Raw genomic sequence first — 24,193 nt, 5'->3', positions numbered from 1 at the left:
ACAGCCTGCGCTACCATCCGTAGCTGGTCGCGTCCGACACTGAAGGCTGACCAGATGACATCGCGGTCGCGCACCATAAAGATCTTCGACATCACAGATCTAGCAGTGGTTCAGCGGTAAGGAACCCGTTCAGCGCCGCAAGCGACTCGTTCGGAGCTTCTTCGGGGATAAAGTGCCCAGACGGCATTGCCGCGAACTGTGGCTGTTCACACCAGTCGCGCCAGATACGCTCCACATCAAAGTGTTTTCCGACGACACCGCGCTCTCCCCACATCACGAGGGTCGGACAAGTGATCTTCTTTCCGGCATCCCGGTCTATTTGATCGTGCCGACGATCAATGTGGAACCCTGCGCGAAAGCATTCGCACATAGCAGTGATGGCTTCCGGTGTCATGTTTGCCGTCAGGTATGCCTGCAAGGCGAGCGTGTCGTAGTGTACGGCCTTGTCGGACAACCCCATCAGGATCAGTTTCAGAAAGGCTTCAGGGTTTCCCGCAATAAGAGTTTCCGGCACCGGATAGTCCTGCGTCAGGAATGAGAAGTAGAAATACTCTTGAGCGATCTGGGCGTTCGAGTGTTCGTAGAAATCCAATGCCGGGATGATGTCCATCACGACGAGCTGTGTAACCGCATCCGGGTGATCGAGCACAAGACGTCGCGCCACCCGCGCGCCTCGGTCATGGGCAACAAGGGCAAACCTGTCGTGGCCGAGGTGTCGCATGACCTCCAACTGCTCGGCCGCCATATCGCGTTTTGTGTAGGCGTTCTGTTCAGGATCGTGACCGGGCTTATGCGTTTCACCGCGCCCCCGGATATCCGTCAGGACCACCGTAAATCGGTCGGTCAGCTTGGGTGCGATGTGGTGCCAGCACAGATGTGTCTGCGGATCACCATGCAGCATCAGCAGTGCAGGTCCCGTTCCCCCGACCAAGGCAAGCACCTTGCCGTGAGGCGCACTTATCCAGCGCCGTTCAAAACCTGGCAGCAGTCTTGCATCAGCCTCTTCAAAGATTGTCATTGATCCACGCCTTGAAATCTATGACGGCAGCTTCGTCGCGCTGGAAAAACGACCAACGCCCGATTTTGTTAACGGTCAGAAACCCGGCCCGGCGCAGCAGCTCCAGATGACGGCTCACGGTCGGCTGTGCCATGTCGAGCTTTTCCGTTAGAAGCGTGACGCAGACCCCGATCTCAGATGGCTTGCCCGTCACCTGATATGAAAAATGGGCATCAGGTTCTGCCAGCCAGCCCAGAATGGAGAGCCGCACATCGCTTGCGAGGGCTTTGGATTGTTCGAGCCGATCAGTCATACTTTCAGATACATAGTTATAAAGCTATGAGTCAATGCAAATGTTCGAAACGGACATTGATGCACAGTGCAGCATCGGTCGAAATGGGCTCACGTGAGATTTCGCCACCTGTCGCCCGAACTTCGGTTCAATGATACCCAAGGACAGCTGCTTCGCTTGTCCTCAGAGAATCCATACGGTTGGCATCAATCACTGGGCCGGTCTAGGTCGGCGTGCGGCAACGGCACTGCTGCGGGGGCACAAGTCGGCTCTGAGGCCAACTCGACCTATGCCGCAGTCTGTATGGACGCCTACTACCGCCCAAAGTGACATTTGGATGTTGCACCGCACGGCTGGAGTATTCGCGTTTGGTGTGCCACAGGGTAGCACATTGAGAACATTATGGAATAAAATCGAGAGCGGTGCGCAGCTTAACTTGATGCGCACCGATGCGTTCCACCGCAGTCTAAGCCTCTACCACAACCTTCCCGGTGGCATTCCCGTTCGTCAAATGCGCGTGGGCCGCACCGATATCAGCGAATTTGAAAACCGTCTCATCCACAATCGGTTTCAGCGCGCCTGCATCTGCCAGGTCCGCCAACGTCTTCAGGATATCGCCATGCGCCTGTCGCCCGACATCGTGTATCATCGGGATCAGCATGAAAACGACATGCAGCGACAAGCCTCTGAAATGCACAGGCGTCAGGTCCATCTCGACCATAGCGACGGTTGACGCGACATGTCCATTCAGCTTGGCCGCAGCAAAGGAGTTTGTCATGTTCGCCCCGCCGACACTGTCGAACACGATGTCAAAGCCCGCACCGCCGGTGTGTTTGGCCACATAGTCCTCGACCTTTTGCGTTGTGACGTCGATGGCGTTTGCGCCCAGGTCTCTGATCAAAGCCATTTGATCCGCACCGCGCCCCGTGGCCGACACGGTTGCGCCCATGTTCCGGGCGATTTGTACGGCAACATGGCCGACGCCACCTGCGCCCCCCTGAACCAGCACGGTTTGCCCTTTGGCGACATCAGCGCGGGTTAGTCCCTCGTAGGCGGTGATACCCACCAGCGGCAAGGCTGTGGCCTGGCGCATGCTGAGCGATTTAGGCTTGTGGGCGATCAGGCGGGCATCGGCCAACATGAGGTCGGCCAAGGCGCCTTGCAGCTCCAACAGACCGCCCGCGCAGCCATACACCTTGTCACCCACTGCAAAGTTTGTCACGCTGTCGCCAACTGCGGTCACCGTGCCTGCAAAATCCATGCCCAGAACCGCAGGCAGCGCCGGGGACAAGGGCAGGTCGGCCCCCATGTTTCGGATCATGGTGTCGACCGTGTTGACGCTGCTTGCAGCGACCTTGACCACAACATGACCTGGTGTCGCCACCGGGTCCGGGATCTCTGCTACCTCAAACTCTGCGTCGGGGCCGTAGCTGTTCAGAACCATTGCTTTCATTTTGGTATTCCTTTTGCACATTACGTCCAAGCGTCCGTCCTGACGGCGGACGCTTGGACGTGATCAGTTGGCTGGGGTGGGATTAGTTGATGTCTTGCACGTGCATGACCAGATCGCCCCAGTTGCGCTGGTTTTCGATGTCGTGCTCGAGCCCCTGTTCATCCGCGATGGCAAAGCGTTTGACCGCGGGCGTTTTGCTGGTCGCCTGATAGAGCCAATAGGCCTCAGCCTTGAGCGCCGCATCAATCGGTTTGTCGATGGATTCGTAGACCATCTGCTTGCAGGCGTTGATCGCATCCGCCGGGAATTGCGCGATCCGTGCGGCCAAAGCATCCACATAGGGGCCGATTTCGTCAGGCTCCAGTGCCTTGTTGATCGTGCCCAACCGCTCTGCGTCATCGGCATCGTAGTCCTGCGCGCTGAGGATGATCTCCAGCGCTTTGCCCAAACCGGTCTGGCGCGCCATCCGCGAGGCACCGCCGCCGCAGGGCAGAATGCCCATGCCGACCTCCATCTGCATGAACTTGTACTTGCTGCGGGCGGCGAACCGCATATCGAGCGCAAGCGCCAGCTCATGCCCACCCCCGCGCGCAAACCCTTCGAGCTTGGCAATGGTGGCTTGCGGCACCTTGCTGATGCGCTCGCAGACCGCCTGCAAGTCGAGCAGTTGGGCGTCTTCGCGCGACACAGCCTCGGTTGACATGTCCTTGAGCAGGTCTGTGTCGTAATGGCAGACCCAGATTTCCGGGTTGGCGGATTGAAAGATCACAACCTTGGTCTCGCGGTCGCGTTTGAGCCGCATTGCAAGGCTGTTGAGGTCGGCCAGCATCTCCTGGCCTTGCACGTTCACAGAGCCAAAGTTGAAGGTGACGGTTGCGATGCCGTTTGCGACAGCAACATCGAAGGTTTGGAAGTTTTCATATTTCATTGAGCAGTCCTTTCTTGGGCCTTGGCGTGGCACACGCGAGGGGAGGGAGGGGTGAGCGTGAAATTGGATGGCGCAGTTGCGCCCTGAGGGTCAGCCGGCCTGGCTGAGCAGATCTTTGATTGTGGCCATGACGTCATCAGCGTGCGCCGTGTCCAGCGCGGCGGCATTTGGATTGGCAAAACGACCGCTGTCATTGTCGAAATAGGCGCCAGAGGCCTCTGCGAACCGCGCGCCGAGGGCGGCATCGATCAGGATGTCCGCGCCGATGCTCAAGTCATTGCCCGCAACGCCAAAGCCCTCTTTGACCATTTTCGAGGCCAGTAGCGATCCGGGGTTCACTGCGATCATAGCGGGCCCATCGGGCAGGGTTTTGGCCCATTCACGGGTCCAGATGGTGATGGCGAGCTTGCTTTGCGCATAGGCGTCCATGTCCGCGAGCGGCACATTGCCCCGCATCGCCCGCAGATTCACCGGGGCCTGCGCGGCCGAGGACAGGTTCACCACGCGCCCCGCCCCGGGGATGATCGGCAACAGCCGGTCTGTCAGCAGATAGGGCGCAAGCGTGTTCACCACAAACCGGATATCCTGCCCGTTCTCAAGCACCGCTTCGGGCGCTTTCAGCACGCCTGCGTTGTTGATCAGCACATCGAGTTGGTTGTAATCGGCCCGCACGTCCTCGGCCAGTTGCTGCACGGCGGTCAGATCGCTGAGGTCAGCGGCATAGGTTTCAACGCAGCCTCCGACCTCGGCGGCGGCGGCCTCCAGCTTGGCGGCGCTGCGTCCGTGCAAGAGGATTTTGTGCCCGGCAGCGGCCAGCTTTTTGGCCGTGAGCAGGCCAATGCCGTCGGTTGAGCCGGTGATGAGAATGGTCTTGGTCATGGGGTCAGTCCTTTAGGAAAACGCGGGCAGCACAATGTCCGCCAGTTGTTCGAGCGTTGTGTCGATGGGGGCCTGATTGAAGCGCAGGTTCAAGGCGACGTGGTTGACGCCGAGGGTTTCGATCTCGCGCAGGTAGCTGCATAGGAAGTCCGTCCCTGCCTGAAACCCGAGGTGAATGGGGCGTGGCTCTGCCTTGGGATCGGAAACCAGATCGAGATAGAGCGATTGCATGACGGGTTTGTCTGGCTGGCCAGATGCGGCAACGCGCTCCCGGTAGTCGGCGATAACTTGGCCCTGTGCTGCGGCATTGCGGGGATAGGTGATCCAGCCATCCCCGTTTTGGGCCACCCAGTCGGGCGACTGCTGGCTACCGCCGGTGATCAGCATTGGCAGCCGCGTGCCATGCGGCTTGGGCAAGAGGTCAATGTGTCCAGACAGGGTGCCGTGCGGGCCGTCGTGGATGGAGCGGTCGGACCCGACCGCCCGGATGTAGTCGAAACTGTCGCGGAAGCGCGCGCCACGATCCTCGAAGCTGTGGTTCATGGCCGGGTACTCCTCGGGCCGGTCCCCTGATGCCACACCCAATAGAATCCGGCCGTCCGACAGCACGTCAGCTGTTGCCGCTGCCTTGGCCACATGGGCGGGATGGCGCAGCGGCAGGATCACGCTTGCTGTGCCAAGGGCAATCCGCTCGGTGGCCGTGGCAAGAGCACCCAGATAGACAAAGGGGTCAAAGAGCTGCCCCGCATCTCCAAAGCTTGGCACGTTGAACGGCACATCGCGCAGCCAAAGGGCGGCAAATCCCAGCTCTTCCGCTTTCTGCGCCGCTTCCAGATGTCGCTGCATCGTGGGGTCTGCCCCAACTGCATAGGCTTCGAGCGGCAACACGAGGCCAACGCTGAGCCGTCCCGGGCGAAACACCCGGTTGTAGGCGGAATTGATCTGGGGAAATGTCATTTGCTGCGTCTTGTCCAACATGTCCTTCGGCCCTTCAGTAACGCACCAGGGTGCGGCTCTCGATGCTTTGGCGGATGGTGGTGACGGTCGGATCCTCGACTATATCGAGCGCGCTGTGCGCAATCGAAGGCAGCCCCTGATTGTCGTAGATGTTGAAGATCGCGATGTCGTCCGGCGTCATCCGCGAGCGATACACCCAGTCGTGCGCCGGGTTCTGGGCAAGGCCCATGATCTGCCCCTTGCGGTCCGGGTAGATCAGGTCAAGCAGGATCCAGTCCGACGGATGAACCGATGCGGGGCGCACAAACCCCAAAGGCGCCAAGTTGATCGGATGCGCCACGGGGCGCCAGATGTTGACAAACGCATAGTGTCCCTGTGCCCAAGCGGCGGCCGTGTTGGCGCCGAGAAGATCGACGAGCCGCTGTTCGGCGCCTTCTTGACTGTAGTCGCTATGGACATTGCGCGCTGGCTTGCGTGTCGCCTCTGGGTCATCCACACGGATGGTGTGGTCAAAGATCACGACCTCACACGCCCCCAGCTCTTCCGTGAGCACTGTGGTTAGTTCGGCATCGTAGGGTGCCTTCCAGGCATCACCGGAAAATGCGGTCACGGCTGTTGGTCGGCGCAAGAATTCGACGGCGTCGGATGCAAATGTGACTGTGTCGGGAGCCGCACGCGTATCCGTCAGCGCCACCGGGGTCGGCGCGAGTTCCGGCGAAATGAGGTTTCCCGCAACACCCCCGGCATCAAGCTCGAACGCCTGCCGAACGGGCTTGTGGACGTGATAGTTTACCGTCGCCATACGTGTCATGTCAGCCTCCCGAAAGAGCTGTATTGCTTCTGTGCTACAGATTTAGAGGCTGGAAATCAGATGATAAACTGCGCATTATCGTATTTATAATTCGGGTTTGGAATATAATGGGCATAGACACAGACGGGCTGAGGTTGTTTGTACGCGCCGCCGACATGCTGAACATCAGCGCCGCAGGGCGCGGCCTCGGCCTCGCCCCCGCCGTGTCCAGCACAAGGCTGGCCAAACTGGAACAGAGCCTTGGTGCGGAACTGCTGCATCGCACGACACGCAAGGTTTCCCTGTCCGTTGAAGGCGCCGAATTCCTGCCCTTTGCCCGCGAGATGATCGCGCAGGAAGAGGCTGCCCTGGCAGCCCTTGGCAGGGGGACCGCAACGGTCAGTGGCACCTTGCGCTTTGCGGCACCCAGTACCTTTGCGCAGCTCTACATCGCGCCGATCCTGCCAAAGTTCCTTGAGCAGCACTCCGACCTCACGCTCGATCTGCACCTGTCGGATGTGCAGTTTGACCTGATCGAAGGCAGCTTTGATCTGGCCTTGCGCAATGCGCCGCTTGTCGACACCAGCCTGAAGGGGCGAAAGCTCGCCGATGACCGGCGGGTCCTTTGCGCAGCACCCGAATACCTTGCAGCACATGGCGTACCGCACACGCCCGCAGATCTGGCCAAACACCAGCTGATCGCCTTTCGGGACCGCCAACCTCGCCGCCTCAGGGGGCCGCACGGAGAAGAGGCAGCCTTTGACCCCATTGCAACAAAAAGCCAACTGATTATGGACGACGGTCAAAGCCAGATCCGCGCAACCCGTGCCGGAGCTGGCATCTCACTCAATGCGCTTTGGAGTGTCCATGGTGAGCTGACGTCCGGCACGTTGATCCGCGTCCTGCCTGATTTCGAAGCAGCCGAGGCCAATGTCCTTTGGTTGATCTACCCGAAATCCAATGTCCTTTCACCAAAGGTGCGGGTGTTCATGGATTTTCTCATCACAGAGATCGGCAAAACACCCCCTTGGGAGTCGAGCGTAAGGCCTGCAACCGGCTAAACGGTGAAGTGCACCGTTTTGAATGTCCGCAAGGCGCGCCAAGCGGGCGCACTTTCCAACGGTCGTAACGACGACTTTGTCCACATCTTTCGGGTCGGACCAGTTCGCGGCGAAGGGGCGGTTTGGTTGACCGCATAGAATTGACCCGGCAATGGACGCTGTGGCCAAACCTGCGGCATCACAGCGGAGTTGATGCCGCATATGCGAGCAGATGCTGCGCCAGCGAGGGCCCAAAATCGAAGGTCATCTGTGTATGTATATGGACCCCGCCTTATTGCAACGGTCTGTTTGGTCTGGTTCAGGATCACGATTGCTGACGTCTATCCGGCTTGTGTGAACGGCCGGATTTATCGTCACCGCGAGCCCCGATAGATTCCCGCTTGCTTCCTCCTTATTGGCTCCAAGGCATCAGCATTGCTGCACCGACCCACACACCAGGTTCAACATGCAACGGTTCGTGTCTTTGTTGTCATCCCATGCCAAGTTGCTGCACTATTCAGGTAGTCCCTTTGATTTCCAGGCGTCCCCATAACCGGTGAACGCCGGTTGATACCCAGTGCGATCTGACAAGACTACCCAGACGATCCTCACGTTCTTGTTGGCGAGCGCGACAGCAACCACATTGGGGTGCCGCCGATCGGGCATCCGTTCGATCCACAAGCTTCTCGCGTCTGTTTTGCCACCTGCTTTCCGAAGAGCTGCACGAGCGCCATGGATCAATAGGGTGCATAAGTATCGGTCCCCGTGTTTGCTGATCCCAAAGAGACGGGACTTACCACCGCTGGATCGCTGTTTGGGAACAAATCCAAGCCGGGCCGCAAATTGCCGCCCGTTCTTGAAGCATGTCCGGCCACCAACAAGGGCTACCAGCGCCGTGGCCGTTATCGGTCCGGTCCCCTCAATCTTGCCAATACGCTGGCATATGTCGTCGGACTGAAAGAGGTCTCGAATGCGCTTCGTGTAAGCTGCAATACGCTGATCCAACTCATTGAGCTCTTCGCGCACGTCGCGGACCAGTTCTACGAACAGCACCGCGGACGACGCTGCCGTTGGTGATTTCAGTACGAATGACGGCTTGTGCGCTTTGCGATGACGGCGGAAAACAAGTATGGCGGCGACCGCCAAGTCTCGGTTGTTACCGACGTTGATAAGTCGCGACCTTGAGAGGCCTGGATGTGCGGTGGCACCAGCCGAGTTGAGCCGTTGTTTGTAACCTTGAAGTGGCCTGCCGCGCGAGACTGTCCTTTCCGGTGGTGGTCATATGCCCTATTCCGTCGATCATCACGGCGCCAGCGGAAGGCGCACAACTGCGCGCAGGCCGCCTCCCTGCATATTGTCGAGCGTTACCGTCCCGCCTTGAGCCGCGACTATATCGCGGACGATGGCAAGCCCGAGACCAGCGCCCCCAGTGGTGGTATTGCGACTGTCCTCGCCACGTACAAAAGGATTGAAGATGTCGGCCAGCTTATCTTCGCTGATACCCGGGCCCTTGTCGACAATCGCCACAATCGCGGTATCTGCATCACGGGTCATCGTCGCACGGGCCGCCACCCCGTACTTCAGCGCGTTGTCGAGCAGGTTGCCAAAGGCGCGGCCAAGCGCAACAGGGCGGCCCCGAACCATCGCAGGCGCATCGCAGTCAAAAGGCACGCCTCGTTCGGTGCAGGCCCTTTGCATCAGTGCTGCGATATCCACCTCTTGCAGGGCTTCACTGTCACCGACTCCGCGCGCATAGGCCACAAGACCATCAGCCATCACAGTCATCTCTTCGAGGGTGCAAATCATCGGGTCGCCTTCCTCGGGTTCCAGCATCTCGGCTCGAATACGCAAACTGGTGATTGGTGTGCGCAAATCATGACCGACCGCGGCAAGCATGCGCATCCGCTCTGCGTCGAAACGCGCGATACGCGCTTGCATATCGTTAAACGCCCTTGCGGCGTCCTGTATTTCGCGCGGTCCATCTGTCTGCACAAGCGCTGTTCGATCTCCGCGGCCCGCAGCACGGGCGGCCGTTGCCAACTCGGTCAGCGGGTCAGTTAAACGCCGCACAAACACCAACGCGACCGCGAGTATAGCGACCAGTGACAACCCAAGGATCAACAGGAATGCGCCTTCTTCGATCCAAGGAGGTGAGGGCCGCCGACCCCGGGATCGAATGTTTAACCACTGCGTTCTCTCGCCTTCGGATACGAGCAGGCGCACTGAAGCGGTGACAGCCACTCTTTTGCCGCCCTTTGCATCATCCTGTCGGATACGGATTGCAGTCCTTACGTCCCGACCGTCAAGCGCTTCGGTCAAGGCGTCGGCAAGGGCAAGTGCACTGGGGATGTCATGCTGGGTGCTTACTAGCGGTGTCGCACCAATTGCCACTTCAGAGGACCGGGTCGAAGCGGATTTGGCGAGGGCCGGGCGGTCCTGAGGCACAGACGCTTCCAAAGCAGGAACCAGCGAGACGATACGTTCTTGTTCGCGCGCTATCAGCGCCGCGCGATCCAGACGCACCCGTTCATAGGACAAGACCGCAAGCGCAAGGAAGTTCGCACTGACAAGTGAAAGGGTCAGCAGAAGGGCGAAGCGCCCGGCAATACCCCTAGGCAAAAGTCTTTTCAAGGCGATCAAGCGGATTCCACATCTGCGGCAAGCCGATAGCCCCCGCCCCATTCCGTAACGATCAAGCGCGGTAGGGATGGATCTACTTCGATCTTTCTACGCAACCGGCTCACACTGTTGTCGATAGCACGATCATAGGCTTTTGCATCGCGGCCCAGTGTCAGATCCAGCAAGCTGCTGCGTGACATAACCGTTTGCGGGTGATCTAGAAGGACGCCCAGTAACCGACTTTCCCCGGATGTCAGCGTCACCGCACGGCCTTCTGCGTGCCGCACTTCCTGCGCATCGGGGTCGTGCGTCCAGGGGCCAAACCGTCGCAAGCCCTTGGCCACCTGCGGCGCCGTCGGTGGTTTGCGCCGCAAAACAGCGCGTATGCGCGCCACAAGTTCCCGTGGATTGAACGGTTTGACGACATAGTCATCAGCGCCAAGTTCCAGGCCCACAATGCGATCCGTTTCGTCCGCCATAGCGGTCAACAGGATGACAGGTGGGCCGCCGCGCCCTACCAGCCATCGACACAAGCTCAGCCCATCCTCGCCAGGCATCATCACGTCCAGCACGATCAGAGCTGGATCGCTTTCTTCAAGCAGTGCACGTGCCTCCATTGCATTGGCAGCAAGCAGCGTGCGCAGGCCCTGCTTACGCAGGTACTTGTCAAGCGGTTCACGGATGTCACGTGCGTCGTCCACGATCATCACCTGGGCAGCCGTCTGCTCCATTTTCTCTCCTGCACCGGACTGGTTCATGCCTGTTCTAGCGGCATGTGGCCCATGCTCCGAGTCCAAGCATTGCTTCATTTGTCGCAGTTTGTGTCAGCGCGGGCCATTGCGACATGTCGCGACAAACAAGATCTCCGCCTGACACGCCTTTCTGGCACGACTTGTCCATATGGAAATCAGACGGCGCGAAACGGCGCCGCAATTTCCAGAGGAAGGACAAACAATGAACCGAATGAAAATACTGGCTGCGACCGCAGTTGCCCTGAGTGTTTCCGGTGTTGGCGCCGTCATCGCCAATGCTCAGAACAGTGCCGACCCAAAGCCGCGCCCGGCAGCCGAGGCCAAGGTGACGAAGGCCGACATGCGCGACGACCGAGATGGAAAGGACAAGCGCAGCCGCGGCGGTGGTATGCGCGGCAGCGAAATGCTGCGCGACGTCTTTGACGCCGCTGACGCAAACAGCGATGGCGCTGTCACGGCAGATGAGATCGAAACCTACCGTAACGCGCTTGTAACAGAGGTGGATGCATCGGGTGATGGCGCGCTATCCATCGAGGAGTTTGACACGCTCTACCGCAGCTTCACCCGCTCACGCATGGTCGACGCGTTCCAAAGGCTTGATGCCGACGGCGATGGTCAGATCGCGCCGGAAGAGATGGAGCGTCGGGTCGCACGCCTGGTTGAGCGGCTGGATCGAGATGGTGACGGAACGCTGACGCTGCAGCGGCGTGGCCAAGTTGCTCCGCAAGAGTGATTTGTCTGGGGCGGCCCTATGTCGCCCCAACTTTCTTTTGACGACGGCGGCGCGGTCCTTGCGACCGGTCGGCACCGCTTCGAACAAGGAGGACGTTAAATGCAAGCAGGCTCCTCGCGCAGGTCCAGACTTCTGACACTCGCCGCTCTGGCTACGTCTTTCGGCACGATGTCGGGAGCGGCACGTGCACACAGTGCAGAACGCCATTGCGCCGCTGTCATCGCATCCGTTGAAGAGGCGGGGTTCGTCGACACGGTGACAGTGACCTGCGAAAATGGCGCAGCCGTGATGTCCTCAGACACCTATCCCGACCACGAGATGATGACAGGAATTGTCGGGACCAATGAACAGGTGCCGGTGCCTGCGCCCGGCTATGACGCGCCCATCCCTTTGACACCCGTGCTGGGCACCAGGCCACAGACGCGCGATGCAGCACTTGGCGTGGCGGTGAACGGTGTGCCGATCTTCGACTACACCGGCGGTGGCGAAATGACGGAAGAGGATCTTTACCACCACCAAACCCAACATGACACGCTGCAAACCCAGCAACTCGATGTATGCGGCGGCCATGCAGGGCGCGGGGATGACTACCATTACCACGTCAAACCCGTTTGCATGATCGCCCAAATGGAGAATGCCGGAGAAAACGCGATCATCGGCTGGGCATTCGACGGCTTCCCGATCTACGGTGACAACAACCCTGACGGGACGGCCATTCCCAATGGGGTGCTTGACGTTTGCAACGGCCAGCCGGATGCCACATTCGGCTATCGTTACCACACGTCCCAAGGCGCACCCTACATCGTGCAATGTCTGATGGGTGAGGTTGCGGACATCCGCGAACTGCCCCGCGTGTCCCCGTTGGTTGATTCTCAAACCGGCCGCGACACCGATCCGGGCCGCCCTCCGCGCGGAGGCGTCGAAAACCTGGTCTTCACCGAAGTTCCCGCCGGCACACGCAGTATGGATTACAGTTACCAGGATCAGGCCTACTACATCCGCTACATCCGATCCGACACGCCTGATTGCTATCTGTTCGAAACCCGTACCGTGACCAACGGCGGCGACGTTGTTACCGGCGAATACTGCCGATGAGTGGCCTACCCAACCTCTTTTACAATAGCGTGCGGGGGCCTTTCATCCGGGCGTTTTACGTTTCTAACCTGACCCAAAGACGGAAAAGTGCCTAATGCGCGCCCCCCTCGCAGCCCCCCTGATCCTGACCGTTGCACCGGCCTTGGCCGAGCCTGTGACACTGACTGCAGACATCTGGGCCGACAACTGGTTCGAGATGTCGGTGAATGGCATCAAGGTGGTCGAAGACAGCGTTCCCATCACGACCGAGCGATCTTTCAACGCGGAAACTGTGACATTCACGGTTGAGCCGCCCATGACCATTGCGATCAAGGCGATGGATTTCAAAGAGAACGACAGTGGCTTGGAGTACATCGGTTCACGTCGCCAGCAGATGGGAGACGGTGGCCTGATCGCCCAGTTCGTGGATGCCGAGACAGGGGAAATTATGGCTGTGACGGATGACACGATGCGCTGCCTTGTCGTGCACCACGCACCCATCGACCGATCCTGTGCGGCGTCCAGCGATCCGGTGGCAGGCGCAGGCGCCTGTGGCTTCGAAATGACTGCGGAGCCGGTAGACTGGACCGCCCCAGCTTTCGATGCATCGGACTGGCCGCAGGCAACCGTCCATTCCTCCAGCGCGGTTGATCCAAAGGATGGCTATGACGCCATCAGCTGGTCACCACGGGCTCAGTTCATCTGGGGTCCCGACCTGGAGCGGGACAATACCATCCTGTGCCGAGCCACGATCGAATGACCACTATCCACCCATATTCAACAGTGGAGGCTGATGTGAAAACCAGAGTACGGAACCGGGAAACAGGACGCGCTGTGCCTCGGCGAACGCGCTCAGTCTGTGGAACATCCGGGGTGGGACCATGCAGCCTAAGCAAGCCCACAGTCTGGACCGGGCTGTCACGACCAGAAAGGAGGCAGCGATGAACCTTGCAAAGCAATTGCTTGTGACGCTCTGCCTTGTGTCGTGTTCGACATTTGTTGCAGCCTGCTATTCTGCTGATGTCCAAAACGTCTTGAGCAATTTGGGTGTCCCAGCGCCCCTGCTTGCCGTGGTGGCCGGATCTGATGATCAGGTGGCAAATGAAAGAGAGGTCAGAGGCCCCAGAGGTCAAGGTGGCAGACCAGCCGCCATCGTGACCACAGCAGAAGTCGCCACACAGACGATGAGCGAAACGGCGCAAGCGGTTGGTTCTGCCGAGGCACTGCGGTCGGTTTCGGTGGTTCCGTTCGAAAGCGGCGTCGTGATGGATGTTGCGGTGGCGTCTGGCGACATGGTCTCCGCCGGTGACCTGCTTGCACGGCTTGATGCGGATGCTGAAGAAATCGCGCGCGCCCGGGCGGCTGTCACGCTTCGTTTGGCCGAGGCGGAACATGCACGTTACGCGCGTCTGGCCGCATCCAATGTCGCGTCACAGACCGAACTCGACACACTCAGGGCAGAGCGGGACGACGCGGAGCTCGCCCTGCGCGAAGCGGACGTGGCCTTGCAACATCGTTCCATCTTTTCGCCCATCAGCGGTGTCGTCGGGATCGTACCGATCGAGACTGGCGATTATGTTTCCACCACCACCGAAATCGCGATGGTCGATGATAGATCGCAGGTCGTCGTCGACTTCTGGCTGCCTGAAAGATACGTCAGCATGCTCGCACTTGGACAAGAGGTTACGGCCAGAGCGCAGGCCTTGGCGGATCTGGACTTCACCGGACAGGTCAGCGCGATTGGCAGCCGGGTGCAGGTCGACAGCCGAACCATTCAGGTGCGCGCGCTGATCGACAATCCGGATGATCTGATCCGCCCCGGCATGTCGTTCAGCGTGACAATCGCGTTCGGCGGAGAAGCCTACCTCGCTGTCGAACCGCTGGCCGTGAACTGGGACGCCGAAGGGTCCTATGTCTGGGCCGTGGACGACGGCATTGCCACACGCATCAGTGCCACGATCGTTCAGCGCAACGTGGATACTGTCTTGATCAGCTCGGATATCGCTGTCGGGACACAGGTCGTCACCGAGGGCGTGTTGAATGTACGCGACGGCGCATCTGTTGATGTGCAGGGCGCTTTCGTGCCGGAGGGCAGGGCACCACAAGAAGAAAACAACCGGACCGACCTGTCTCCACCCGTCGTCATCGAAGCCGAAGGGTAAGCAGATGACCCAAAAGTCATCCACGACACGCCAAGCAGACACGTCTGACATGACGGCGCTGTTCGTGCGGCGACCGGTTCTGGCCATTGTCGTCAACATGCTGATCCTTGTGGGTGGGCTCGCCGCGCTGTCTGGGGTTGCGGTGCGTGAACTGCCGGAAGTGGATAGCCCGACCATTACGATCAGGACGTCCTATTCAGGCGCATCGGCCGAGACCATGGACCAGGAAGTCACCGGCATTGTGGAATCTGCTGCAGCCCAGGTGTCGGGCGTCAAGTCAATGTCTTCGTCCTCGTCCTACGAAGAAAGCCGGGTCACGGTCGAGTTCACAACCAGCACGGATCTGAATGTCGCAGCGTCGGACATGCGGGACGAGGTTGCCCGGATCACCAACAGTTTGCCTGACGACCTCGACGATGACCCGACGATTGTAAAGGCAGACTCGGATTCAGAGCCAATCATGCGCCTGGCCGTGACATCCGAAACCATGGCAATCGACGCACTGACTGACCTTGTCGATGACGAGGTGGTGGATCGCTTTTCTGCTGTCGAAGGTGTGGCCGAGGTGACTGTGTTCGGCGAGCGCGAGCAGACCTTCCTGATCGACATCGATCAGGCACAGCTTGCCACACGCGGTCTGACGGTTGCCAGTTTGATAGATGCCTTGGGTGATGTCGCGCTGGACGTACCTGCCGGATCCTTGGAAAGCAGCGCACAGGATTTCACGGTCCGCGCGACGGCGTCCTTGCGCACGCCGGACGATTTTGACCGCCTGATTATCGCCGACAATGTGCGACTGGCCGATGTTGCGGTTGTCGCGCTTGGACCGGACGCGGAATCCTCGGTTCTGCTGGTCAACGGCCGCCCGGGGCTTGGACTGAACATCGTCAGGCAGGCCGGTTCGAATACGCTCAGTATTTCGAACGCGGTTCATGATGTCGTCGCCAGCCTGCAGGATACATTGCCCGATGGCGTTGACATCGCAGTCACCAGCGACGACGCGACATTCATCAATAGCGCGATTGTCGAGGTGTTGAAGTCGCTTGGCTTTGCCATCGCGATTGTGGTCGGAGTGATCTATGTATTCCTGCGGAATGTGCGGGCGACGCTGATCCCCGCGCTGACCTTGCCCGTGGCCCTGATCGGGACGATTGGCGGCATCTGGCTGGCCAGCTTCTCGATCAATATAATCACGCTGTTGGCTCTGGTTCTTGCGACGGGCATGGTCGTCGATGACGCGATTGTCGTTTTGGAAAACATCGTCAAAAAGCGTGACGCAGGCATGCCTGCCCGCGCGGCTGCGGTGCGGGGCACGCGCGAGGTGTTCTTTGCCGTCATTACGACAACGGCCACCCTGGCAGCGGTGTTTATCCCATTGTCCTTCTTGCCCGGCACTTCCGGTGGTCTGTTTCGAGAGTTTGGCTTCGTCCTGGCCATCGCCGTTACCATCTCATCTTTCGTCGCACTGTCGCTGTGCCCGATGCTTGCGTCACGCCTGCTGTCCGATCGCACAGCCCGAGATAATGATACCCCGGCGGGTCTTGTCGGGCGCATCGGATCATGGGGCAGCCGTAGATACGCCTTCCTGCTGCGCCACTGCCTCTCGGCCCCGTTTGTCGTGTTGACGGCTGCCGCCATTTGCTCGGGCGCGGCCTGGATCACATACGGCACGTTGGAAGAGGAGCTGACCCCGTCCGAGGACCGCGCCGTCGTATTGTTGCGGATCAGCGCGCCCGAGGGCGTCAGCCTGGACTACACCGAAAGCCAGCAACGCCAGATCGAGGCCTTGCTCCAACCATTTCGGGACAGCGGTGAGGTCGAATACATCTTTTCCATCGTAGGACGCGGCAGCAGCAACGAAGGGCGCATGGTCATGACTTTGGCCCCTTGGGACGAACGGGAGCGCAGCCAAAGCGAGATCGTCGCGGACATGAAAGATGCCATCGCGTCCGTCAACGGCGTGCGCGCCTTTGTCATCCAGCCCAATTCGCTGGGTATCAGGGGCGGTGGCCAGGGGCTGCGCATGGCCATCACGGGCAGTGACTACGACGTGCTTGCAACTGCCGCCGATGACCTGATGGCCGTCTTGGAGCAGGACCCGGACATGGGCCGCATTCAGCTTTCCTACGAGACAACGCAGCCGCAGATACTGATCGATGTGGACCGTGAACGGGCGGATGATCTGGGCATTGATATCGGCGGTCTTTCCGATGCCATGCGCGCTCTGCTTGATGGGCACGAGGTGGGCGAAGTGTTTGTCGACGGCGATGCGATCCCGGTCAAACTGATCTCGACCAGCCACCCGGTCGATGATCCCACCGATCTCGCGAACATCTTTTTGATGTCGTCCGATGACCGGATTGTCCCGATGTCGTCCATCGTGTCGGTTCAGGAAATGGCGGTGTCCCCATCGCTCGACCGCGAAGAGCAGCTGCGCGCGATCACCATTTCAGCAGAACTTTCGGACGATGTGGCGCTGCGCGACGGGATCGAGCGGATCGAGGCGGCAGCAGAACAAACTCTGCCACCCGACGTCGGACTGATCCCCTTGTCCGAAGCCGCGACGCTGGACGAGACATCCAGCGGCCTTGGCCTGGTGTTCGGATTTGCCATCGTAATTGTCATTTTGGTGTTGGCGGCCCAATTCGAAAGCTTTCTGTCCAGCCTGATCATCGTGGGCACCGTACCGCTTGGACTGGCCTGCGCCGTGTTCGCACTTGCGTTCACCGGTACCAGTCTGAATGTCTACAGCCAGATCGGTCTGGTGCTGCTGGTGGGCATCATGGCCAAGAACGGCATCCTCATCGTGGAATTTGCAAACCAGTTACGGGACGCAGGCTTGAGCGTCCGGGACGCGATAGAAGGCGCGGCCCTGCAACGACTGCGGCCGGTCATGATGACCATGATCTCGACGGTTCTGGGCGGTGTGCCTCTGGTGGTATCGACAAGCGCCGGGGCCGAGGCGCGTGTGTCTCTCGGCTGGGTGATTGTCGGTGGTCTGGGGCTGGCGACCCTGGCCACTCTGTTTATCACACCGGTGGTCTACCGGCTCATGGCCGGTTTCTCAGAACCACAGGCGGAAAAGAGGAGGCGGCTCGAAGCCGACCTTGCCGCGTGACCGGTATGACCCGCCTTGTCCCAAATTTCCGCATCCGCATCATGTTCGAGGCTTTCAGATATGGAGTATAATTTCATCTCGCGTCTGAACCATTGGGTCGCAGCCATCGCGATGATCGGGATGCTGCTCTTTGGCCTGTACCTTGAATATGGCGACTTGGCGCGTGAGGCACGCCGCCCGTTGATCGGCATCCACCGCTCAATCGGTGTCGTAGTACTGATCTTTGGCATCTGGCGTGTGTCCTGGCGCATTATGCAAGGTTTCCCCACTCCGGTGGCCGACATGCCTCGCTGGCAGTTCCGGCTGTCGAAAGGGGTGCACTGGAGCCTTTTGGCGGGCATCCTGATCATGCCGCTGTCCGGCATAGGCTTTACTGTCTTTCGTGGGCGCGATGTAGACGTCTTCGGCTGGTTCTCGATCCCCGGTGCGGCGGAGATACCCTGGATCGTCTCCCTGTCATCCGTGCTTCATCAATATGTCGGTCTGGGATTGTGCGCGATTGTGGTCCTGCACATTGCGGCGGCCTTGAAACATCACCTGGTGGATCGGGATCCGACGCTGCGGCGCATGATTTCTGGTCGCGCATTGAAAACCGGCACTGCGCCGTCAGACACGCCCTAGACCAACTTCCAAACCAAAACCCACGTTCACATCAAAGGAGACTTTAAAATGAACCGCATGACCGCAAAGGACTTTGATCAAGAGCTTCTCGATCTCTACGATTTCTATGCACACGGCAAGATTACGAAACGCGACTTTTTGGATCGCGCGGGGAAATTCGCCGTTGGCGGCGTCACGGCCATGACGCTGCTTGAACTGCTGAGCCCCAACTATGCCATGGCGCAGCAAGTTTCGTTCAACGATCCCGACATCGTCGCGGACTACATTATGTATCCGTCGCCGAACGGCACTGGCGATGTCCGCGGATATCTCGTACGCCCTGCCACCGGGGAGGGGCCTTTGCCATCCGTTCTGGTCATCCATGAAAACCGCGGGCTCAACCCGTATATCGAAGACGTCGCGCGCCGTCTGGCCAAAGCGGGGTTCATAGCGTTGGCCCCGGATGGCCTTACCTCTGTTGGTGGCTACCCCGGAAATGATGCCGACGGTCGTGAACTTCAAAGGACCGTCGACGGGGTCAAGTTGATGAATGACTTCTTTGCTGGCTTCGAACACCTGTTGTCGCGCGATGACAGCACGGACAGAGTCGGCGCTGTCGGCTTTTGCTATGGCGGCGGTGTTGTCGGCGCGATCGCAGTCGCATACCCGGAACTGGCCGCCGGGGTCCCGTTTTATGGACGGCAGCCAGCATCCGAAGATGTCCCGAACATCGAAGCCCCCTTGCTGATCCAGATGGGTGAGCTGGACGAGCGCATCAACGCCGGTTGGCCTGATTTCGAGGCCGCCCTGCAAGCGAATGAAAAAATGTACGAAGCCTATATTTACGAGGGTGCAAACCACGGTTTCCACAACGACAGCACACCCCGCTATGACGAGGCGATGGCAGAAATCGCGTGGGACCGGACAATCGGGTGGTTCAACACCTATCTTGCTTGACCTCAGTGATCGGCGGACGGCTCGGTTGGCCAGCCGTCCTCCCGTTGCTCTGCTCTGCTCAGTCTTCCAATCAGCGAGTTGATAGGGAAGGTTACTCTCAGGCCACTCAGCAATCCTTGGCTTCTGCAAACCATCGGAAAGTACTCAAGGTATCGGCTGGGACCGGCGTAACAAAGCGGAGAACTTCCCGGCCCGTGTGGGACACTGTCGGGCGCGCGCTGATATTGACCTGATACTGCTCTTGCGGTGCTGCTATCATGAAATAGCATGCCTTTGCGCACAGCTCAGCATATGAAGATTTGAGCTCGGAGCTGCCGAATGTTCCTGCGGCATGGCGCAGATCTAGGGCGGATCGTGACCTGCCGTTGGCGAGTCTACCTAGCCCTCCAACCTGACTGCTTATCTGAGAACTCACTGCCGTTTGCCTTCAAACAGGCTCCCGTCAAAGATCATGAAGCTCTGGCGCGGGCGCTCGGTTTGCTGGGCAATCTCCGTCTGGCGAATAATCTCAACCAGCTTGCTAAAGCGGCGAACATGGGCGCTCTTACAATGTCACCGGAAGTCGAGAAAGAGCTGATGACAACCTGCGCCGCTGTAATGGCAATCCGCATGGATTTGATGAAAGCGCTTGGCTACCAGGTCGAGGATGGAGAATGATCCTCAACGGCAACCAGCGCGGCGGCGGTCTCAAGCTGGCAGCCCACCTGATGAATGTACACGACAATGATCACGTTGAAGTGCATGAGCTGCGAGGCTTCACTGCTGAAACCCTCCATGGTGCGTTCCAAGAAGCTGATGCGATTTCCAAAGGGACAAAGTGTCAGCAATATCTGTTTTCTCTGAGCATCAACCCGCCAGAGACAGAACGGGTCTCGACGACTGACATCCTGGATGCCGTCGAGTGCGCGGAACGGAAACTCGGCCTTGAGACGATGCAACCCACCCTGTCACGTTAGCAAGAAGAACTGGAAGCCAGAAATCAAAAACTAAAAACGTAGCAGGAACAGCAGCGGCGGAAGCTACCCGAATTCGCAACTGGGGCGAGTAGCGCTGCAAGCTAACTTTGGAGGAAAGACATGTTAGGTTTTGATCAACCCCGTGGTCGTCCGCCACGCAGAACGCAAGGCAGGCGTGGTGCAAGCTCCGTCAGAAACAGAACTTCTTGAAGAGTTTGGAAATGACCTTGCTGAGCTGTCTATAGATGCAGAGATACAGCGGGACTACCTTGTGACACTTTGGAACATCATGGTGATATTTGCCGATCTCGGGTTCGGGCTTGGACCTGTTTGCCCAAAAGACGGGGAAAACCAGACACGAAAACTACCGGATCTGCGCGTCGATGTGCTATCCTTATTAGATCTTAAAGAGACGCCGCATGAAACAGTTGCACCCCGTTCAACCCACAATGATGAGGTGTAATCATGATCAATCCGACGGCCATAGCGCCGAAAATTAATTTTCAAAAACAGGCGGTTCTCTATACGCGCGTGAGTTCCAAGCGCCAGGTTGAAGAGGGCCATGGCCTCGAGTCGCAGGCGACGCGCTGCCAGGAATATGCGGATCGCAAAGGGTATCAGGTCATCAAGACATTCAAAGAGCGAGCGGTATCAGGCGGAACGCTTGATCGTCCCTCTTTCAATGCACTGCTGTCGTTCATTCGTGACCACGGATCAGATGGCATGATCGTTGTGATTGACGATATCAGCCGCTTTGCCCGCGATATTGAAAGCCACTGGGCGTTGCGCCGCACCCTGAAAGAGACAGGTGGGACGCTCGAAAGCCCGACGGTCAACTTCGGCGAAGACCCGGACTCGATTCTTATCGAGAATCTGCTTGCGTCGGTCTCGCAACATCAGCGTCAGAAGAACGCTGAGCAGACCAGAAACCGCATGTGGGCACGGACCATGAACGGGTATTGGTGCTTTCATGCTCCTGCCGGATTCAAATATGAAACTGTGCGCGGGCATGGAAAAATGCTGGTCCGCGATGAGCCCGCAGCCTCAATCATTGCAGAGGCCTTGGAAGGTTTTGCGTCTGGTCGGTTTGACACGCAGGCGGAAGTAAAACGCTTCCTTGAGAGCAAGCCTGATTTTATCAAAAAATATGCAACCCGGACCATTCGCTATGAAGAAGTGCGGCGTCTGATGGACCGGCCTCATTATGCAGGGCATATCGAGGTGCCGGAGTGGAATATCCGGCTGCGCAAAGCACAACATCAAGGCCTGATCTCCTTTGAGACCTACGAGCAGATACAGGCGCGTCTCAAGGAAGGGGCGCGTGTGCCGTTTCGCAAAGATGTCAGTCATGACTTCCCGCTGCGCGGCTTTGTGGTCTGCGCAGACTGCCATCACCCGATGACGTCCTGTTGGTCGAAAAGCAAAACCGGCAAGAAGCACCCCTATTATATGTGCTTCCAGAAAGGCTGTGAGAGTTACAGGAAGTCGATCAGACGCGATGTTCTGGAGCGCGACTTTGAAGCGCTACTGGGAGATCTAACGCCAGCGCCTGCCGTTCTCACCGTCGCGCGCAAGATGCTCGTGAAACTCTGGAACCAGAGAAAAACCTCAGCAGCGGTAGTGCGGACGGAGATATCCAGAGAAATCAAAGCGCTGGAGAAAAAGATAGAAGACGGTCTGGAAAAGATCTTGGAGATCGAAAGCACGACGGTACTCCGTGCCTATGAAAAGAAGATTGATCGTATGGAGCGCGAAAAACTTGTGCTCATCGAAAAACTTGAAAATGCGGGCCGCCCGCAGCACTCCTTTGACAAAATGTTCGAACTCGCCGCTGGGTTTCTCTCAAGCCCTTGTAAACTATGGGCTTCCGGACAGATCACCTTGCAGAAACTGGTGCTGAAACTGGCGTTTTCGGAGCGCTTGGCCTACTGCCGTAAGGAGGGGTTTCGAACCCCAAATTATACCTTACCGTTCAAGGCTTTAGCGGATATTTCGGGTGAGAAATGTTTGATGGCGGAGAGACAGGGATTCGAACCCTGGGTAGGCTTGCACCCACAACGGTTTTCGAGACCGCCCCGTTCGACCACTCCGGCACCTCTCCATAGTTGATTTCACTACGCTTTTCCTTTTTGGCCCGCAAGGCCCTTTGTCGGTTTTAAAACTGGTTTTGAGGTTTCCCGTTCTGGTCTGTTTTTGTTCCGTTCGCGTTGAGCGCGTTTTGCTTCAGCCTTTCGCATCTCCGCACCGGCGTATTTTTGGAGCCTGGCTTCAATCAAATGGCCGGTGACTGACATCCTCAAGCTGCCCACCGCCGCGCTTAGCTCGCCCGAACCGGTGTAGCGCAAGCCGTGAAGCTTGTATTTGTCGGCAATCAGCCGTGCGGGATGCAGGTCGAACCTGGCCTTCCAGCATTATGGCCCGTTGGCCAGTGTGGCGCCCGAAACGAACATCACAAAGATCCGAGTTCTGCGCGGTGCCCAAGCTGCCGAGCGAACCAATGAACAAGAGCTGGAGCCCGAGATATCCACGCTCATTCTGCGCGAGCCGTGCCCCTGCTGTGGTAGCCAAATGCGCATCATCGTGATCTTCCGTCGCGGCCAAAAGCCAATGTCGCGCGCGCCGCCACGGGAGCAGGCCGCATGATCCAATGTTTGACCCAACACGTCGATATACTTCGGATGTCTTCGGATGATCGGCCCAAACCGCTTGCGGCCCTGACCCAGAATGACAATCTGAATGGCCTTCGCAGCGTCCAAGCAACCGAATGCTTGCGATCAATGTGGCGAAAAGTGACTGCAGCAACCGTACCCAACACGGTCGACGCCGGGCTCGCGACAGTGTCAGCCCCAACCGACAAAGCGCTTTACCCCATAGTCCGAGTCCAGTCCCCGTGTCTTCCGCCGTCCGAGGCTTGTCAATGTGGGCTACCGACGGTGCACAACGGCAAAGCTGCACCTCGGCCTGCATCGAAAAGCCTTCAGGGGAGGTGAAAATCCTAGGCTGGCGACCTATGTCTACATATAGAGGCCGAAGGAGACACCAAGATGACCGCCCTGATCCGACGTTCCGCACCAATTCTGCTTGCAGGCCTGGTTTTCATGGCAGCTCTTCTTCCCGCCCGCGCGGCCGATCTCGACCGGCTGGAGGCCTTTCTCGAAGTCACCGGGTTTGACGTTGCACTGGAAAGTATCAAGCTCACGGCGGAAACCGCGCCCAGCATGATCGGCCTGGAGGCGAATGATTTTGGCGCGCAGTGGACAATGCTTGTCGAGGACGTCTTTGAAGTTGAGCAAATGCACGGGATGGCCCTCGATATCCTGTCGCAAACGCTGGAAGACGACCTGCTGACCCATGCGGTGGATTTCTATGCGTCCGATCTGGGGCAGCGGCTTGTTGTGGCGGAAAACGCGTCACATATGACCGAGGATGATGCGCTGAAATCAGAAGCTGGCGAGGCCATCGTCGCCGGGCTCGTGCAGCTTGGCTCACCACGGCTGGAAGAGCTGAAGCGGTTGAATGCGGCCACGGGGTCAGAGGATGCCGCCATTCGTGCGGTGCAGGAAGTGCAGGTGCGGTTTTTGATGGCGGCTGCGGGCGCGGGTGTGATTGAGCTGCAAATGGACGAGACGGACCTGCGTGAGACGCTCAAGACCCAGGAAGGTGAGATGCGGCGGAATATGCAGGTCTCGGCCTTATCCGGCTCGGCTTATACATATCAGGCGTTTTCCGACGACGATATCACGGCCTATGCGGATGCGCTGGAGGATCCGAAGATGCGCCAGGTGTATGAGTTGATGAATGCGGTTCAGTTCGAGATCATGGCGAACCGGTATGAGGCGGTGGCGGCGCGCATGAGCCAGCTGCGCCCCAGCCAAGATCTGTAGCC

General features: G+C 58.7%; 23 protein-coding genes, 1 tRNA gene and 2 pseudogenes. 14 read left to right on the top strand and 12 right to left on the bottom strand.

The genetic code is table 11. The features are described from left to right. Window positions 1-91: 91 nt before the first annotated feature. From So717_RS00550 to So717_RS00520, 7 genes are all read right to left on the bottom strand, one after another. Entirely contained in the window at window positions 92-1,018 is a 927-nt protein-coding gene (locus So717_RS00550; protein WP_159974269.1) for an alpha/beta fold hydrolase, read from the bottom strand. Continuing rightward, window positions 1,005-1,310: an ArsR/SmtB family transcription factor gene (locus tag So717_RS00545; protein WP_159974268.1), complete on the bottom strand. Its 306-nt coding sequence runs from the start codon at window positions 1,308-1,310 to the stop codon at window positions 1,005-1,007. The genes So717_RS00550 and So717_RS00545 overlap by 14 nt, the downstream gene beginning before the upstream one ends. A 445-nt stretch (window positions 1,311-1,755) precedes the next feature. Continuing rightward, a complete protein-coding gene (locus So717_RS00540; protein ID WP_159974267.1) occupies window positions 1,756-2,742 on the bottom strand; it encodes a zinc-binding dehydrogenase in 987 nt (328 codons plus the stop codon). Between the two features lie 82 nt (window positions 2,743-2,824). Further along, on the bottom strand, window positions 2,825-3,670 hold the full coding sequence (locus So717_RS00535; protein WP_159974266.1) for an enoyl-CoA hydratase/isomerase family protein: 846 nt from the start codon (window positions 3,668-3,670) through the stop codon (window positions 2,825-2,827). 90 nt (window positions 3,671-3,760) lie between these two features. Next, window positions 3,761-4,549 carry an SDR family NAD(P)-dependent oxidoreductase gene (locus So717_RS00530; protein WP_159974265.1) on the bottom strand — a complete coding sequence of 263 codons (789 nt, stop codon included), beginning with the start codon at window positions 4,547-4,549 and terminating at the stop codon, window positions 3,761-3,763. Between the two features lie 12 nt (window positions 4,550-4,561). After that, the gene (locus So717_RS00525) at window positions 4,562-5,506 is read right to left on the bottom strand and encodes an LLM class oxidoreductase (protein WP_238840573.1); all 945 of its coding nucleotides are present in this window, start codon (window positions 5,504-5,506) and stop codon (window positions 4,562-4,564) included. Window positions 5,507-5,540: 34 nt separating this feature from the next. Continuing rightward, window positions 5,541-6,317: a CmcJ/NvfI family oxidoreductase gene (locus So717_RS00520; protein WP_159974263.1), complete on the bottom strand. Its 777-nt coding sequence runs from the start codon at window positions 6,315-6,317 to the stop codon at window positions 5,541-5,543. A gap of 113 nt (window positions 6,318-6,430) precedes the next feature. Between So717_RS00520 and So717_RS00515 the strand changes: the two genes are divergently transcribed. Next, on the top strand, window positions 6,431-7,357 hold the full coding sequence (locus tag So717_RS00515; RefSeq protein WP_159974862.1) for a LysR family transcriptional regulator: 927 nt from the start codon (window positions 6,431-6,433) through the stop codon (window positions 7,355-7,357). 492 nt (window positions 7,358-7,849) lie between these two features. On the opposite strand, the gene So717_RS00510 is transcribed toward So717_RS00515, so the two are convergent. From So717_RS00510 to So717_RS00500, 3 genes are all read right to left on the bottom strand, one after another. Beyond that, entirely contained in the window at window positions 7,850-8,482 is a 633-nt protein-coding gene (locus So717_RS00510; RefSeq protein ID WP_159974262.1) for an IS110 family RNA-guided transposase, read from the bottom strand. A gap of 156 nt (window positions 8,483-8,638) precedes the next feature. Next, window positions 8,639-9,955: an ATP-binding protein gene (locus So717_RS00505; RefSeq protein WP_159974261.1), complete on the bottom strand. Its 1,317-nt coding sequence runs from the start codon at window positions 9,953-9,955 to the stop codon at window positions 8,639-8,641. 17 nt (window positions 9,956-9,972) lie between these two features. After that, window positions 9,973-10,686: a response regulator gene (locus So717_RS00500; protein WP_159974260.1), complete on the bottom strand. Its 714-nt coding sequence runs from the start codon at window positions 10,684-10,686 to the stop codon at window positions 9,973-9,975. Window positions 10,687-10,909: 223 nt separating this feature from the next. On the opposite strand from So717_RS00500, the gene So717_RS00495 reads away from it, so the two are divergent. The 11 genes and pseudogenes from So717_RS00495 to So717_RS00445 all read left to right on the top strand — a co-directional run. After that, a complete protein-coding gene (locus tag So717_RS00495; RefSeq protein ID WP_159974259.1) occupies window positions 10,910-11,440 on the top strand; it encodes an EF-hand domain-containing protein in 531 nt (176 codons plus the stop codon). Between the two features lie 99 nt (window positions 11,441-11,539). Further along, a complete protein-coding gene (locus tag So717_RS00490; RefSeq protein ID WP_159974258.1) occupies window positions 11,540-12,535 on the top strand; it encodes a YHYH protein in 996 nt (331 codons plus the stop codon). A 94-nt stretch (window positions 12,536-12,629) separates the two neighbouring features. After that, complete coding sequence (locus tag So717_RS00485) at window positions 12,630-13,274, top strand: PEBP family protein (protein ID WP_159974257.1); 645 nt, start codon at window positions 12,630-12,632, stop codon at window positions 13,272-13,274. Between the two features lie 394 nt (window positions 13,275-13,668). Next, window positions 13,669-14,676, top strand: coding sequence for an efflux RND transporter periplasmic adaptor subunit (locus So717_RS00480; protein WP_159974256.1), 1,008 nt, complete (start codon window positions 13,669-13,671; stop codon window positions 14,674-14,676). A 4-nt stretch (window positions 14,677-14,680) separates the two neighbouring features. Beyond that, entirely contained in the window at window positions 14,681-17,794 is a 3,114-nt protein-coding gene (locus So717_RS00475) for an efflux RND transporter permease subunit (RefSeq protein WP_159974255.1), read from the top strand. Between the two features lie 60 nt (window positions 17,795-17,854). Beyond that, window positions 17,855-18,415 carry a cytochrome b gene (locus tag So717_RS00470; protein ID WP_159974254.1) on the top strand — a complete coding sequence of 187 codons (561 nt, stop codon included), beginning with the start codon at window positions 17,855-17,857 and terminating at the stop codon, window positions 18,413-18,415. Window positions 18,416-18,463: 48 nt separating this feature from the next. Next, window positions 18,464-19,351: a YghX family hydrolase gene (gene yghX / locus So717_RS00465; RefSeq protein WP_159974253.1), complete on the top strand. Its 888-nt coding sequence runs from the start codon at window positions 18,464-18,466 to the stop codon at window positions 19,349-19,351. A gap of 318 nt (window positions 19,352-19,669) precedes the next feature. Then, window positions 19,670-20,008 carry a plasmid mobilization relaxosome protein MobC gene (mobC, locus tag So717_RS00460; RefSeq protein ID WP_159974252.1) on the top strand — a complete coding sequence of 113 codons (339 nt, stop codon included), beginning with the start codon at window positions 19,670-19,672 and terminating at the stop codon, window positions 20,006-20,008. After that, window positions 20,005-20,307: a hypothetical protein gene (locus So717_RS00455; protein WP_202981882.1), complete on the top strand. Its 303-nt coding sequence runs from the start codon at window positions 20,005-20,007 to the stop codon at window positions 20,305-20,307. The genes mobC and So717_RS00455 overlap by 4 nt, the downstream gene beginning before the upstream one ends. A 130-nt stretch (window positions 20,308-20,437) precedes the next feature. Then, the gene (locus tag So717_RS00450; RefSeq protein WP_159974251.1) at window positions 20,438-20,770 is read left to right on the top strand and encodes a hypothetical protein; all 333 of its coding nucleotides are present in this window, start codon (window positions 20,438-20,440) and stop codon (window positions 20,768-20,770) included. Window positions 20,771-20,772: 2 nt separating this feature from the next. Next, window positions 20,773-21,771 (top strand): annotated as a pseudogene (locus tag So717_RS00445) (recombinase family protein); the annotation flags it as partial. Between the two features lie 547 nt (window positions 21,772-22,318). On the opposite strand, the gene So717_RS00440 reads toward So717_RS00445, so the two are convergent. Then, window positions 22,319-22,408: transfer RNA gene (locus So717_RS00440), tRNA-Ser, on the bottom strand. 13 nt (window positions 22,409-22,421) lie between these two features. Next, window positions 22,422-22,652, bottom strand: a complete 231-nt coding sequence (locus So717_RS00435) for a hypothetical protein (RefSeq protein WP_159974250.1) — start codon at window positions 22,650-22,652, stop codon at window positions 22,422-22,424. A gap of 61 nt (window positions 22,653-22,713) precedes the next feature. On the opposite strand from So717_RS00435, the pseudogene So717_RS22710 reads away from it, so the two are divergent. Beyond that, window positions 22,714-22,950, top strand: a pseudogene (locus tag So717_RS22710) (IS91 family transposase); the annotation flags it as partial. A 401-nt stretch (window positions 22,951-23,351) separates the two neighbouring features. Continuing rightward, a complete protein-coding gene (locus So717_RS00430; RefSeq protein ID WP_159974249.1) occupies window positions 23,352-24,191 on the top strand; it encodes a DUF2059 domain-containing protein in 840 nt (279 codons plus the stop codon). The last annotated feature ends 2 nt before the right edge of the window (window positions 24,192-24,193 follow it).

The organism is Roseobacter cerasinus, assembly GCF_009811755.1.
Lineage (GTDB): Bacteria > Pseudomonadota > Alphaproteobacteria > Rhodobacterales > Rhodobacteraceae > Roseobacter > Roseobacter cerasinus.
This window is presented reverse-complemented; position numbering and strand designations above follow the sequence as displayed.

What these genes read in the sequence shown, in the direction of transcription:
- So717_RS00545 (WP_159974268.1), bottom strand. Translation starts at nt 1,310, where the DNA reads ATGACTGATCGGCTCGAACAATCCAAAGCCCTCGCAAGCGATGTGCGG.
- So717_RS00485 (WP_159974257.1), top strand. Translation starts at nt 12,630, where the DNA reads ATGCGCGCCCCCCTCGCAGCCCCCCTGATCCTGACCGTTGCACCGGCC.
- So717_RS00455 (WP_202981882.1), top strand. Translation starts at nt 20,005, where the DNA reads ATGATCCTCAACGGCAACCAGCGCGGCGGCGGTCTCAAGCTGGCAGCC.
- So717_RS00475 (WP_159974255.1), top strand. Translation starts at nt 14,681, where the DNA reads ATGACCCAAAAGTCATCCACGACACGCCAAGCAGACACGTCTGACATG.
- So717_RS00525 (WP_238840573.1), bottom strand. Translation starts at nt 5,506, where the DNA reads ATGACATTTCCCCAGATCAATTCCGCCTACAACCGGGTGTTTCGCCCG.
- So717_RS00500 (WP_159974260.1), bottom strand. Translation starts at nt 10,686, where the DNA reads ATGGAGCAGACGGCTGCCCAGGTGATGATCGTGGACGACGCACGTGAC.
- So717_RS00535 (WP_159974266.1), bottom strand. Translation starts at nt 3,670, where the DNA reads ATGAAATATGAAAACTTCCAAACCTTCGATGTTGCTGTCGCAAACGGC.
- yghX (WP_159974253.1), top strand. Translation starts at nt 18,464, where the DNA reads ATGAACCGCATGACCGCAAAGGACTTTGATCAAGAGCTTCTCGATCTC.
- So717_RS00430 (WP_159974249.1), top strand. Translation starts at nt 23,352, where the DNA reads ATGACCGCCCTGATCCGACGTTCCGCACCAATTCTGCTTGCAGGCCTG.
- So717_RS00520 (WP_159974263.1), bottom strand. Translation starts at nt 6,317, where the DNA reads ATGACACGTATGGCGACGGTAAACTATCACGTCCACAAGCCCGTTCGG.
- So717_RS00550 (WP_159974269.1), bottom strand. Translation starts at nt 1,018, where the DNA reads ATGACAATCTTTGAAGAGGCTGATGCAAGACTGCTGCCAGGTTTTGAA.
- So717_RS00490 (WP_159974258.1), top strand. Translation starts at nt 11,540, where the DNA reads ATGCAAGCAGGCTCCTCGCGCAGGTCCAGACTTCTGACACTCGCCGCT.
- mobC (WP_159974252.1), top strand. Translation starts at nt 19,670, where the DNA reads ATGTTCCTGCGGCATGGCGCAGATCTAGGGCGGATCGTGACCTGCCGT.
- So717_RS00530 (WP_159974265.1), bottom strand. Translation starts at nt 4,549, where the DNA reads ATGACCAAGACCATTCTCATCACCGGCTCAACCGACGGCATTGGCCTG.
- So717_RS00470 (WP_159974254.1), top strand. Translation starts at nt 17,855, where the DNA reads ATGGAGTATAATTTCATCTCGCGTCTGAACCATTGGGTCGCAGCCATC.
- So717_RS00495 (WP_159974259.1), top strand. Translation starts at nt 10,910, where the DNA reads ATGAACCGAATGAAAATACTGGCTGCGACCGCAGTTGCCCTGAGTGTT.
- So717_RS00540 (WP_159974267.1), bottom strand. Translation starts at nt 2,742, where the DNA reads ATGAAAGCAATGGTTCTGAACAGCTACGGCCCCGACGCAGAGTTTGAG.